The sequence below is a fragment of the Chryseobacterium carnipullorum genome (assembly GCF_900142785.1).
In the GTDB taxonomy this organism is placed as follows: domain Bacteria; phylum Bacteroidota; class Bacteroidia; order Flavobacteriales; family Weeksellaceae; genus Chryseobacterium; species Chryseobacterium carnipullorum.
Genome location: NZ_FRCD01000026.1, coordinates 34,740 through 47,141 on the forward strand (window position 1 = coordinate 34,740; position 12,402 = coordinate 47,141).

Here is a 12,402-nt window from a genome sequence, read left to right on the forward strand (position 1 = left end):
GTGGTTAATTTAAGACTTTCGATAAATGAACGTTCAAAATACCCTGAGCACCTCCCGAGCTACCCTGAGTTTGGAAATGGTTCAGGACAGGAATTTCTATTCCATCCAAATAATACACATTCTCATTTGGAGCGCCTCCTCTTATGATGATATCATTCCGCTCGCCTACACCATTGCTTAGACCAACTCCGGGCAACGTTTGTACCACTTTTGAAACATCAAAATTGCCTCCTGGATTTGATTTGATTTCCTGCGAAGTCAATTTTTGAACAGAAATAGGAGTAATCATATCGGTTCCACTTGCAGATGCGCTTCTATTTACTGTGATTGTAACGCCTTCAAGTTGTGCAGTTTCAGGTTGCAATTCAAAGTGCATAATCCTGTCATTGCCTGAGCTTACTTCGATATTATATTGTGTAAACTTTTGATACCCCATTGAGGAAGCATTAATTGAATAGACGCCAACAGGAAGGTTAAGCATAAAAGTCCCCGTACTGTCAGTAAGCGTAGCAAACGAAGTTCCGTCCACTTTAATGCTAACCCCCATAAGTCGTTCGTGGGTGTCCATATCTTCCACTGTACCGATAACATTCCCTGTTTTTTGAGCAGTAGCAGGTGTTGATAATAAAAAAACACACTTAAATAGATTAGTACTTTGATATTTTCTTTCATTACGTCTTGTTTAAAAAGCAAAGGAAGAGTTTTTATATCTTTGAATGAATTTTAATAGACCAACCTTTCAGTTTTTAGCATGAAGGTGCTTTTTTGAATCGTGAGTATCTGGAACTTGTTCACCTCACAAAACAATATACTCACTCATAAAATCAATGGGTTTGTCGATAAATTTTGCAAAATATTAGTAGAAAATGGAATTTAGCATCCTATGAAAATCATAACAAAAAATCAAAATACAGTTACAACCTTAGTGGGCATAACCCTCTTGGCGGTATTACTGTTTCTTATGATTCCGCATTCTTATGGAATAGCATTACCTTTTGTTTATTGGGTCAATCAATTTCTATTTTTCATTTTGATGCTTGGTCTTACTTACTTCAATACAAAATGGTTAGCTCCTAAATTACTTTTCCAAAGAAAATATTTTCAATACTATCTCACTTTACTTCTTTCGTGTGTATTGGTTATCATAGTTGTCAGTAAGCTGGATGAGCTACTCAATGTTTCAGAGGAAATCAGAAGAACGGCTGGCTTGCATAATGCCCCACAAAAAGAAGGACATGGCAAGCTTTCCGTATATTTCTATATTTTCTTGATTGAAATATTGGTGCTTGGTGTCAATATTATTGGCATATTGATTAAAAAATGGCAAGATGAAAAGAATAAACGCCTACAAGTAGAAAAAGACAAGGTAGAAATGGAACTTTCGTTCTTAAAATCACAAATTAACCCTCATTTCTTCTTTAACAGTCTCAATACGGTAAATGCTTTGACTTATACAGATGTTGACCAATCTAGAAATGCTCTTAAAAAATTAGGGAAAATAATGCGGCACGTTTTATATAACACATCCAATCAATCTTCTACTATTGCATCAGAAATAGAGTTTATTTCCAATTATTTGGAATTGATGAAAATGCGATCTGCCCAGAAGGTTTCAATTGATTTTTCGGTGGATATCGTCTCTCCTGATCAAAAAATTGCTTCGATGCTGTTTTTGCCTTTTATAGAAAACGCATTCAAATATGGCATCAGCACACAGACACATAGTCCGATTACCATTAGGATTACAGAAAAAGATCAATCATTGGTGTTCTATACAAAGAATAAAGTTTTTGAAAAAATCGTGGACAACAAGTTGGATGATGATCAAAACCATGGTATCGGAATACAGAATACGGAAAGACGGCTGGAACTAATTTATCCTGGCAGGTATTCCTTGGCAATAAATAAGGTTGATGGCTTTGAGGTGCAACTTAAAATTGATTTAAATGAAAATTAGATGTATAACCGTAGATGACGAGCCCTTAGCATTGAATATGATTAGCTCCTTTGTCAGACAAACACCTTTTCTGGAACTTGTTGCTGAATTTGACAATGCGATCGATGCTCTTAATTATATTCAATCCAATCCTGTTCAATTGCTACTGCTCGACATTCAAATGGCAGATCTTACCGGTATGGAACTTGCCAGGGTTTTGGCAGCAGATGTCAGTAATCAAAAACCGTTTATCATCTTTACGACAGCTTATAGTGAATTTGCATTAGAAGGATATCGCGTGGATGCTATTGACTACGTACTTAAACCGTTTGATTATGAAGATTTTATAACTTCAATTTCAAAAGTGAGAAAACGAATCGAACAAGGAAACGAGTCTGCTGATATTGTATCATATGATAACCAACAATTTATATTTATAAAGGTTGATTCACAGGTTATTCGATTGGAAATCAATAGTATTTTATATATTGAGGGACTCAAGGATTATATCAGAATTCATCTGGTCAATGGTGCTAAACCTATGCTTTCGTTGATGAGCTTAAAAAAGTTGGAAGAGAAACTCACCAAAAGTGGATTTCTCCGAATTCATCGTTCCTATATTATTTCTTTTGCCCGTGTGGATGCACTTTTAAAAAACAGCGTTAAAATCGGGGATAAAATAATCCCCGTAGGTGCTACCTATAAAGATAAATATGACCAATTTGTGGATCTATGGATTAAGTAACCAAAGTCTATATTAAAGATAAAAATCAAAGAAATTAATCAATTTACTGCCAGGTATTTGTCGGTTTCATACTTACCTCAATAATTTCTTTTTCACTCAGAATTGTTAGAAAAAAAACGTACTACTTAATGTTTTATCTTCTTACAAATCCTCCTTTTTTTGGATGATACCTCTCTTTTTTTCATCCACTCAAATTATATAAGGTCGTAAAATACAAGTTCACGATCAAAAGTAGCTCCTTCGTCTATAATTTTTGTGAGCGAACACAGGCTTTCGGAAGTTTGTGGCATAAAAAAACAATATGCCCTTAAGGCTTAGTTTGCAAAACTAAATATAGATCAATATGAAATTAAAACAATTTATTACACTAATTTTATTTACAACTCTTACTCATAGTGTATGGGCTCAAAACCCTAAAGCTATAATAAAAGGAACCGTAGTAGATTCAATAAGTAAAGAAGGAATTTATTATTCCACCATTTCCGTACATCCGATTACTGATGCTAAAAATTTAACCGGCACTATTGCTGATGAGAAAGGAAAGTTTTCTTTGGAAAACTTAGAACCGGGGACATACAATATTACAATTGGTTTTATAGGGTACATTCCAAAAGTATTTTCAAACTACACATTAAAGCCTGGTGACAACAATTTGGGAACGATAATGATGAGCATCAACGCAAACGTGCTTGATGAGATTGTAATTACTGGCGAGCGACCTATAATCGAAAACAAAATTGACCGATTAGTTTTCAATGCCGAGCGTGATGTAACTTCTGCAGGTGGCAATGCGACAGATGTTTTGCGTAAAGTCCCGATGCTTTCAGTGGATATAGACGGTAATGTTTCGATGCGTGGAGATCAAAATATCAGAATCTTGATCAACGGAAAGCCCTCTGGAATGATGGCTAATAATATGGGTGATGCACTGAAAATGATTCCAGCAGATCAGATAAAAAGTGTAGAGGTCATTACAAGCCCCTCTGCAAAATATGACGCTGAAGGCACCTCCGGCATTATCAATATCATCACTAAAAAGAAAGACATTCCTGGTATAAATGGCTCTGTTTCGGGAGGAATCGGAACGAGACATAATAATGGGAATGCAAGCTTGAACGTGAGAAAAGGAAAAATTGGCATAGTTGCTAATTTAGGAGGAAATTTAATGTGGCCTCAAATTATTACCAATGAGTTTGAACAGTACACAGCTTCTAGAGAACCGACTTTGAAACAAGTGGGAGAAAACAGAACCACTCGTACCGGACTACGTGGATCTTTGGGAATAGATTATGACCTAACGGACAAAGACCTATTTACAACAACTATTTCTGCTAATACATTTGAAATGAATATGGATGGAAATACTACTTCACAATATTTCTCACCAAACAATACAGTTGCTACTTTACTATCAAACCGCGATCAAGAAACTGCGTTTAATGGTTTTGATTGGTCGGCAGATTATACTCGAAAATTTGCAAAACCTAAACAAGAATTAACGCTTTCAGGTCAATATTCGAGAAATAATAACAATACAGATTATCTGACTCTTTTTGAACAAGGTACACGCCTGAATGAAATGGGAGAAAATAGGAGTAAAAATGACGAGTTAACTTTTCAGATAGATTATGTACAGCCAATTGGCAATACGACCCTCGAGTTAGGTGCAAAAAGCATTTTGAGGGATATTACTAGCAAGTCTTTATTAAAAGAGGATTTCAATGGAGAATACCAACTGGTTGATAATCGCTCTTATGAGTTTGATTATAACCAGGATGTGGTAGCAGGATATATGACCTATGGTTTTGATTTTGCCAAACATTACCAAGTAAAAGCTGGAATGCGGATAGAACATACCAAGTTAGATGGAGAATCGGTAGGTGACATCAATGCCTTTAGCAATAATTATACTAATGTATTACCAAGTGCTGTTGTGTCGAGAAAATTAGGCAAATCATCAAGTTTAAAATTAAGTTACAACCAACGCATTCAAAGACCAAGTTTGTCTTTTTTGAACCCTTTTAGAAATACAGCCGATCCTATTGTTCAGCAGCAGGGAAATCCAGAGTTAAAACCCGAACTCTCACATAATATTGAGTTAGGTTATTCTACTTTTATAAAACGTTCGATGATCAACGTAGCTGTTTTTTACCGCAAAACAAATGATGTTATTGAAAGCGTAAATGAAATAGACAATACAACAACTCCCGGACAAAATATTTCGTTAACCACATTTGACAATATCGGGACGAGTGAATCATTCGGAACCAATTTGTTTGTTTCTTTCTCACCTATAAAAAACTTGACTTTGAGAAGCAACATCAGCTTGTTTACTTATGAAGCAAAAGGCAATCCGTTTAATACCGGAATCAGCACCGAAACCGATAAAATACATTTTATGTACCGAGCGTTTATAAATGGTAGTTATAAAATAGGAGATGGATTTACTGCCGAAACGTTTCTAATGATGAACTCCGCAAGACGTACTTTTCAAGGAGCCTCGCCTTCGTTCAGTATGTGGACCATTGGCCTGAAAAAAGAAATTATGGATAAAAAAGCCAGTATAGGGTTGAATATTACAGATCCTTTTACTGAAAACAAGCATTTTAAATCAGAAGTGTTAACACCAAGCTATACACAAAAAAACAATATGAAGCTCCCGTTCCGCTCCTTTGGGCTAACCTTTAGTTACAATTTTGGCAAGATGGATTCTAAAAATAAAACCCGCAAAGAAAGAGGTATTAAAAATGATGATCAGAAACAGGAAGAATCCAATCAGGGTACTCAAATGAATAACGGAAAATAAATGATTTTCTTGTTCTATGAATTAACAGAAAACTGCGGACTGAAAACTCAATTAATGCCTGTTGTATAGAAGTAATTAAAAAATAGAGGTTCCCTCATACTTCTCATCTGATTACCACACTTAGGAAGGAAAGTAATTTTTTCTTCCTAGGTTAAATTCAATTAATTCAGTCGGAATACCACTTTTCAATGTGATTTGTTGTAAGATCTGAAAAGGCAATATAAACATATTAAAATTTAAACAAATTTACGAAACGAACCTAAACAGGCTAAAGAATAATGAAAAAATCATCGGAATAAAGTTGCTATTTGGATAGGCTTCGGAATAAACGCTTTAGCATTGTTAAATTAAATACTCTTTTGTATCAAAATGATTGTGAATGTCTCATCAAATTTAAACAGAAACTGAATGGAACATTATTTCAATAAATCGGTGGTATTTTGAGATTTTACAATTTGGTATTTTAAAATCATATTTTTTTCAGTTAACTTTCTCAAAATCTCGTATCATTAAACAAAGTTTCATAAATTTACGAAGTATGAGTTTTATGTACAAAATTATGAAAATAGGATATGCCCGAGTTTCAACCAAAGATCAAAATTTAGATTTGCAAATTGAAGCTTTAGAAAAAGCCGGTTGTCAGAAAATTTATCAGGAGAAAATTTCGGGTGCAACAAAGAATCGCCCTGAGCTTGACAAGATGATTGAACAATTCCGGGAAGATGATGAATTGTATGTTTGGAGATTAGACCGGTTAGGGAGAAGTTTGAAAAATATTATTGATCTTGTCTTAAGTTTGAGTGATAAAGGAATTATCATAAAAGGTCTTGTAGATGGTGTAGATACTTCGACTATTAATGGCAGGCTATTTTTAAATTTAATGGCTTCTCTTGCTGAGTACGAAAGGGAGTTGATAAGAGAAAGAACCAATGCAGGATTGCAATCTGCAAGAGCAAGAGGAAGAACAGGAGGAAGGCCAAAAGGTTATACTGCGGAAACAATTTCTAAACTTTTACTTCTGCGCAATATATACAAAGATGTCACGAAACGTCCCGAAGATATTTATAAGCCTTTTGGATTGACTAGGGCTACCTTTTATCGGTATGCTAAAATTCTGGACAATTATAGTGATGAAGAAATTAAAAAAATGGGTATTAAAAAGTAAAAGTTCGCTAATCCTAAGATAGATTTGACCGAAACAAAACTGTATGAAACTAATAATGATATATGCTGAATGTATGGTGTGTTATAAATTTTTTAGAAAATAAAAATCAAAAAAAGATGTTGCCTCAAAAAAAATATAGTGTTTACTGGTGATAAAGTTGTGAGTATAAAATCAATCGAACGACCTATCAATCTCAAAAAAGAAGGTTCGCTCAGTCTAAAGTATACACCCGCATAATCATTACAAAATAACTTTTTTTTGGTTTAATTGTTGCTAACTAACGATATGAGAAAGATTTTTTTGGTCGAAGACGATCAGGCCATTCGAGAAATACTTGAGATAGTTCTATCTTCGGAAAATTACGAAGTTCAGTCTTTTTCGACTGCCCGAACTTTTAAACAAAGAAATTTATTAATAAATCCTGATCTCTATTTATTTGATGTAATGCTTCCTGACGGTTCAGGAATTGATCTCTGCAAGCAAATCAAAAATGATAAATACAATGACGGCGTTCCGGTAATTATAATGAGTGCTCATGCTCACTTACAAAATTTCAAAGAAATTTGTCAACCTGACGATTTTATTTCCAAACCTTTCGATATTGATCATTTACTTTTGAAGATTAGAGAAAGTATAATGAAGAACTAAGTTTCGATTTAATTTCCTTAAAAAAAATAAAATTTTCTTAATCACTTTATCCTTCCCATATTCAATGATTTTTGATCAAATTAATTCTTAAATTTGTAAAAATAATCTTTCAATGAGTGGTATCCTTAAAAGGAATAATGTTACAATTAATGGAAGTGGTAAAGACGTTATTTTCTTTGCTCACGGCTTTGGTTGTGACCAAAATATGTGGTGTTACGTTTCACCTGCATTTGAAGAAAAGTATACTACTGTACTTTTCGATCATGTAGGTGCCGGCAATTCAGATCTTAACTCATATTCTTTTAAAAAATATAGCCAACTTGAAGGTTATGCTGAAGATATTGTAGAAATTGCCAGAGAATTAAACATATCAAATGCAGTTTTTGTTGGGCATTCAGTTAGTGCGATAATGGGAATTATTGCAGCAAAAATGGCTCCTGATCTATTCGCAAAATTAGTATTGGTGGCACCATCACCATCTTATATTAATGATGAAAATTATGTTGGAGGTTTTAGCAGACCTGAAATTGATGAATTACTTGATTCCTTAAATGATAATCATTTAGGATGGTCGGCAACAATGGCTCCTGTAATTATGGGCAATTCTGACCGACAAGAACTTGAAAAAGAATTAACTAACAGTTTTTGTAAAACTGATCCTGATATCGCAAAACATTTTGCACGTACCACTTTTTTAACAGATAAGCGTGATATTTTAACAGATTCTGACCTTCCTGTTCTTATTCTCCAATGTAGGAATGATATTATTGCTCCGGTTGAAGTAGGGCATTTTATGCAAACACAAATGAAAGGAAGTCAATTGGTTATAATGAACGCAACAGGACATTGTCCTAATCTAAGTGCACCCGAAGAAACCATTGAAATGATAAGAGTTTTTTTAAATGACTAATGACCCATTGAATAACCTATCAGAAGATTTTGATGACTTTTTCGAATCTTCATTATGTGGATTTGTAATATCTGATGGAAACGGAAATATTACTAGAGTCAATAAGTGTGCAGCCAACTGGCTCAACAGCAGCCCGAATCAGCTTAGAGGGAAACGTATTTCTGACTTACTTTCGGTAGGTGGGAAAATATATTTTGAAACGCATCTTTGGCCATTACTTCGCATTCAAGGTCACTTTGACGAAGTTTCAATTGAACTGACTGATACAGGAAATGGTAAGGTTCCTGTTTATATTAATGGATATGAAAGAAAAGACGAAAACAACAAGCCCCTTTTTTTACGGTTTACTATATTTCAGGCAACTCATAGACGGTTGTACGAGGAAAACCTTCAGATTTCTAAGAAATTAGCCGAAAAAAGACTAAATATTGAACAGAAGCAGGCCGTTCTTCGTGAGCAGTTCATTGCAGTACTTGGTCACGACCTTCGAAATCCTCTTGGAGGGATAATGAGCGCAGCTCAATTGCTGACAAGATCTGAATTGAGTGAAAGAGATAAAAAGTTGATGAATATAGTGCATTCCAGTTCGAAAAGAATGTATGAAATGATTAACAATATTATGGATTTAACTCGTGGCAGGCTTGGCGGTGGTATTTCTATAACTCCGGTTACTGTTGATTTACAACAGCTGCTCATTGAGGTAAGCAATGAATTAAAAGTTTCCTGGCCTGAACGGGTTATTGAATCAAATTTTACTATAAATAATACGGTTAAATGTGATCCCGGTCGTATTTCGCAATTGATTTCTAATCTTTTGGCCAATGCAATAACCCATGGGTCATCTGATACTCCCATCATACTTAATGCCGAAACTAATCATAAGTTCTGGGAGATTTCTGTTATCAACAGAGGTCGGAAAATACCTGATGAAGCAATTGAAAATCTTTTTGATCCTTTCCAGCGTGAAGGCACTGAATCGAATGAAAATGGCTTAGGATTGGGACTATATATTTCTTCTGAAATAGCAAAAGCTCATAATGGTGATTTATCTGTAAGTTCGGATGAGAATAAAACTTGTTTTACATTTACTGTTAAAATCTAGGATGTATTTTATATGTTGAAAAAAAGTAATCTTCGCATAATTATCTAAGTTTAATATTAAAAAGAAGAAGAAGGACTACTTGAATTTACTGGAATTTCCATAACGATAATGCTAACAATATTTTATTAATAATTATTACACGAAGTATAATTTAATCATTCGATAAAGACCATTTGAATATGACTTAAAACATAAATATGTGAAACTGATTTCATATGTTTTTTTCTTAATAGGAGCATTTTTTTTATCGAATATATTTAGCCTTGTATTTCCACAAGCTGATTAATAAACAAACATCTACGATAACGGCAAAGCCATTAGAAATAATAATCGGCCACTCCTTTTTAAGGATTCCATACCAAACCCAAAATGAGAGACCTATAATCAAGATTATTAGCATTAAAGCAGATAAATCTTCGACATTATTTCCTTCAGAACTTTGATCAATTGAGGCAGCATCGAAATTGATGTTAATATTCCTGCGATGGTTCCTAAAATATTTTCAGTCATTTTGATTCATTTTTTGACCCAGACAGATACTGTCCGGACACATGGATAGCCTTATGTAGATAGAAGAATAATTGAATAAGCAATCGGCTTGAACCAATTTTTACCTGATGATTCCAACACCTGAAATGGTTGCATGTCACGATTTATCAACAGGAGAAACTTAAAAGATCGGTTATCTGTCAAAGAAGCTATCCTTAAAAACGTTTTTGAGATCATAATCTTACTTCTTCTGAGGCTCTTAAGAAATTATAATGCAGAGGCACTTCAAAACAGGAGATTAAATCATTTCTCTGCATCATCTTTCCAAAACTCTCCCAGTATATAATACTCTGAATTAATTTCTGTTTTAGTAACTGATATATCTTATTAATGGCTATGACTTAGGTCAGATAAATATTTAGCTTTAATTTTAATTGCTGATAAAAACTAGAGCGATTGTTTAGAAATAAAAAAAACAACCATCTGGTTGCTTTTTTTGTATTTATTTATTTTCTGTGAACTTCTATTTTTCTTCGTCAGCAGCATCAAGGTTAATTTCAGAAATTGCCAGACCTGTTAATAACGAATCACAAGATTTTTCTTCATCCAATGTTTGTTGAAGAATTTTCATTGCCTCCTCTTCTTCCAAAAGTTGGCAGTAAGCAACTAAAGTTCCATATGAAGCAATCTCATAATGTTCAACTTTTTGTACAGCTGCAATAATAGCTGCATCACGAACAGCACCAGCCTCAGTTTCCTCCATAATGCCTTCTCCTTCTTTGATTAAGCCTTCCATGGCATCACATTTTTCTGCTTTGGCTTTTTCATCCAAGATTCCAAAAACTTCTTCAAGACGGGTAATTTGTACATCAGTCTCAGATTTGTGATTATTGATTGCATCCTTTAATTTTGGAGAGGTAGCGTTTTTCTCCATCTTGACCAGTGCTTTAGATAAATGCTTTTCTGCCCAATAAAGATCTTTAAGACCATCTACTAAAAATTCTCTTAAATTTTCAGCGGCGTCACTTTTCGCTTTAATTTTTCCGTCTGTTGTACTTTTCTTTGTAGCTGTCCCTGATTTTACAGGAGTACGTGTAGTTGTTTTAGGTTCTGCGGACTTTGCCATAATAATATTAATTTGGTTTCAATTTTCATATCTAAAACTAAGCCAATTTGGATTAATAATTAATTCTTCTGTTTGGATAGCCTCTAGAAAAAAATAATGAAGGTCTTAATATCAGTTTGGCAAAATGGCGGGTTTAGTGCTAATTTCAAGTTTAATTCTTCGTTTCAAATTTTATGCAAAATGGAAGTTTTGTTCTTTGATTTCTGCTACTTAGCCAAGCTGAAAACCGTTATAATTTATAATAATCTCAAAAAGCAATAGTGATAAATTAAATCAGGATCTTACGGTTTCTAATACAAAGTATATTTTGTCGTTCCATTTTTTTTATGGTTCTGATAGTTGTTTCAAGACATAATCCTGTAAGTGATGCCAGTTGCTGTCTGGTTACAGGAACCTCAAATGTGAAAGGCTTCACGTTATTATGATGCTGTTCTTTTTTCATTAGCTCGATAACTTCTTTTAATCTTTCTGCTGCATTGGGACTCGATATTTTCTGCATCAAAAGAAACTTATGATTAAGTCGTTCTGCAAGCGATTTACAAATATTTAGATAAATTTCAGGGTTTTTTGTCAAGTAATTGAGTATTGTAGTCTTAGGAACTTTAATGGTGGTACAACGAGTCAAAGCAATCGCATTTATTGGATATGCCTTTTCTGTAAAAAGCATCGATTCACCCAAAGCGTCTTTACAGGTCAGGATATTTTGAATAAATTCTTTTCCATCACTATTGTAATTGCTCAGTTTTACCTCGCCAGTTATTATCTGATAATAAAACTGCGGGATGGAGTTTTCACGGAAAATATAATCGCCAGGATTATAATCTTCTTCTGTTGCTCCCATAGTGTGTAGAAGTTCTATTTGAATAGACATTTAATATTTTTTTATAGTTGGTGTAAGTGATATTATAAATTTCCTGATAGACACTACTGCAACACTTAACTACTACTGTGTAGTATGTTGCCGGATATTTAAGTTGATGACAACATCTTGGAGAAAAAATAAAGCCAGTAATAAAGATCATGTGTACAGTCCTCTTTCATTATATGTACTAGACAACTTCATAAGTAATGTTGCCATTGCTCTAAGTTAGATAGGAGACGATATGTGAAATCGATAACAATAAATATTCCATAATCCTACAAAACTGATTAAATTTATGTTTTGAATTATAGTTTAATTATTTGAGTATTTAACAATTTTAATAGTTTTGTGTTTATCTAGAGCCGTAATAATTTCAAGTATATAATCGACATTATGTTAAATTAGCACAGAGTAAGTCTCACAAAACGATTATTTTTATTTTTCAATTAATAATGAATTAATTTCTTAGTTTTATAGCATTAAAATTGATGCTGGAAAATACAAAACTGTGACTTTCCAGAAATCAAAATTATTAAATTTAAGATAAACAAACATAACTATGAGAAGACAAATCTATTTAGCAGCTCTTTTTGCTATACCTTTTTTTGGGAAT

At 33.6% G+C, this 12,402-nt stretch carries 11 protein-coding genes; 7 read left to right on the forward strand and 4 right to left on the reverse strand.

The genetic code is table 11. The annotated features are described in order from the left end of the window. Positions 1 to 4: 4 nt before the first annotated feature. Entirely contained in the window at positions 5 to 577 is a 573-nt protein-coding gene (locus BUC06_RS21785; protein ID WP_228423869.1) for a carboxypeptidase-like regulatory domain-containing protein, read from the reverse strand. A 306-nt stretch (positions 578 to 883) separates the two neighbouring features. Here BUC06_RS21785 and BUC06_RS21790 point away from each other — a divergent pair, with 306 nt between their 5' ends. The 7 genes from BUC06_RS21790 to BUC06_RS21820 all read left to right on the forward strand — a co-directional run bounded on the left by BUC06_RS21790 (position 884) and on the right by BUC06_RS21820 (position 9,312). Then, positions 884 to 1,957 (forward strand): sensor histidine kinase, encoded by a 1,074-nt coding sequence (locus BUC06_RS21790; protein ID WP_073336506.1) that lies wholly within the window; start codon positions 884 to 886, stop codon positions 1,955 to 1,957. Beyond that, entirely contained in the window at positions 1,947 to 2,681 is a 735-nt protein-coding gene (locus tag BUC06_RS21795; protein WP_073336508.1) for a LytR/AlgR family response regulator transcription factor, read from the forward strand. Before BUC06_RS21790 ends, BUC06_RS21795 begins: the two co-directional genes overlap by 11 nt. A 343-nt stretch (positions 2,682 to 3,024) precedes the next feature. Continuing rightward, positions 3,025 to 5,487, forward strand: a complete 2,463-nt coding sequence (locus BUC06_RS21800; protein WP_083564158.1) for a TonB-dependent receptor domain-containing protein — start codon at positions 3,025 to 3,027, stop codon at positions 5,485 to 5,487. 559 nt (positions 5,488 to 6,046) lie between these two features. Further along, entirely contained in the window at positions 6,047 to 6,652 is a 606-nt protein-coding gene (locus tag BUC06_RS21805; RefSeq protein ID WP_073336521.1) for a recombinase family protein, read from the forward strand. A gap of 285 nt (positions 6,653 to 6,937) precedes the next feature. After that, positions 6,938 to 7,300, forward strand: coding sequence for a response regulator transcription factor (locus BUC06_RS21810; protein ID WP_073336510.1), 363 nt, complete (start codon positions 6,938 to 6,940; stop codon positions 7,298 to 7,300). A gap of 112 nt (positions 7,301 to 7,412) precedes the next feature. Then, positions 7,413 to 8,210 (forward strand): alpha/beta fold hydrolase, encoded by a 798-nt coding sequence (locus tag BUC06_RS21815; protein WP_073336512.1) that lies wholly within the window; start codon positions 7,413 to 7,415, stop codon positions 8,208 to 8,210. After that, a complete protein-coding gene (locus tag BUC06_RS21820; RefSeq protein WP_073336514.1) occupies positions 8,203 to 9,312 on the forward strand; it encodes a PAS domain-containing sensor histidine kinase in 1,110 nt (369 codons plus the stop codon). Before BUC06_RS21815 ends, BUC06_RS21820 begins: the two co-directional genes overlap by 8 nt. Before the next feature lie 244 nt (positions 9,313 to 9,556). Here BUC06_RS21820 and BUC06_RS24455 read toward each other — a convergent pair whose 3' ends face one another. The 3 genes from BUC06_RS24455 to BUC06_RS21835 form a co-directional block, all read right to left on the reverse strand. Further along, positions 9,557 to 9,712 carry a SemiSWEET family transporter gene (locus BUC06_RS24455; RefSeq protein ID WP_083564159.1) on the reverse strand — a complete coding sequence of 52 codons (156 nt, stop codon included), beginning with the start codon at positions 9,710 to 9,712 and terminating at the stop codon, positions 9,557 to 9,559. Positions 9,713 to 10,324: 612 nt separating this feature from the next. Continuing rightward, positions 10,325 to 10,927, reverse strand: coding sequence for a YciE/YciF ferroxidase family protein (locus BUC06_RS21830; RefSeq protein WP_073336516.1), 603 nt, complete (start codon positions 10,925 to 10,927; stop codon positions 10,325 to 10,327). A 268-nt stretch (positions 10,928 to 11,195) separates the two neighbouring features. Continuing rightward, positions 11,196 to 11,798 carry a Crp/Fnr family transcriptional regulator gene (locus tag BUC06_RS21835; RefSeq protein WP_073336517.1) on the reverse strand — a complete coding sequence of 201 codons (603 nt, stop codon included), beginning with the start codon at positions 11,796 to 11,798 and terminating at the stop codon, positions 11,196 to 11,198. Positions 11,799 to 12,402 lie beyond the last annotated feature (604 nt).

Excerpts from the sequence above, each read along its gene's own strand:
- BUC06_RS21790 (WP_073336506.1), top strand. The coding sequence starts at position 884 with ATGAAAATCATAACAAAAAATCAAAATACAGTTACAACCTTAGTGGGC.
- BUC06_RS21795 (WP_073336508.1), top strand. The coding sequence starts at position 1,947 with ATGAAAATTAGATGTATAACCGTAGATGACGAGCCCTTAGCATTGAAT.
- BUC06_RS21800 (WP_083564158.1), top strand. The coding sequence starts at position 3,025 with ATGAAATTAAAACAATTTATTACACTAATTTTATTTACAACTCTTACT.
- BUC06_RS21805 (WP_073336521.1), top strand. The coding sequence starts at position 6,047 with ATGAAAATAGGATATGCCCGAGTTTCAACCAAAGATCAAAATTTAGAT.
- BUC06_RS21810 (WP_073336510.1), top strand. The coding sequence starts at position 6,938 with ATGAGAAAGATTTTTTTGGTCGAAGACGATCAGGCCATTCGAGAAATA.
- BUC06_RS21815 (WP_073336512.1), top strand. The coding sequence starts at position 7,413 with ATGAGTGGTATCCTTAAAAGGAATAATGTTACAATTAATGGAAGTGGT.
- BUC06_RS21820 (WP_073336514.1), top strand. The coding sequence starts at position 8,203 with ATGACTAATGACCCATTGAATAACCTATCAGAAGATTTTGATGACTTT.
- BUC06_RS24455 (WP_083564159.1), bottom strand. The coding sequence starts at position 9,712 with ATGCTAATAATCTTGATTATAGGTCTCTCATTTTGGGTTTGGTATGGA.
- BUC06_RS21830 (WP_073336516.1), bottom strand. The coding sequence starts at position 10,927 with ATGGCAAAGTCCGCAGAACCTAAAACAACTACACGTACTCCTGTAAAA.
- BUC06_RS21835 (WP_073336517.1), bottom strand. The coding sequence starts at position 11,798 with ATGTCTATTCAAATAGAACTTCTACACACTATGGGAGCAACAGAAGAA.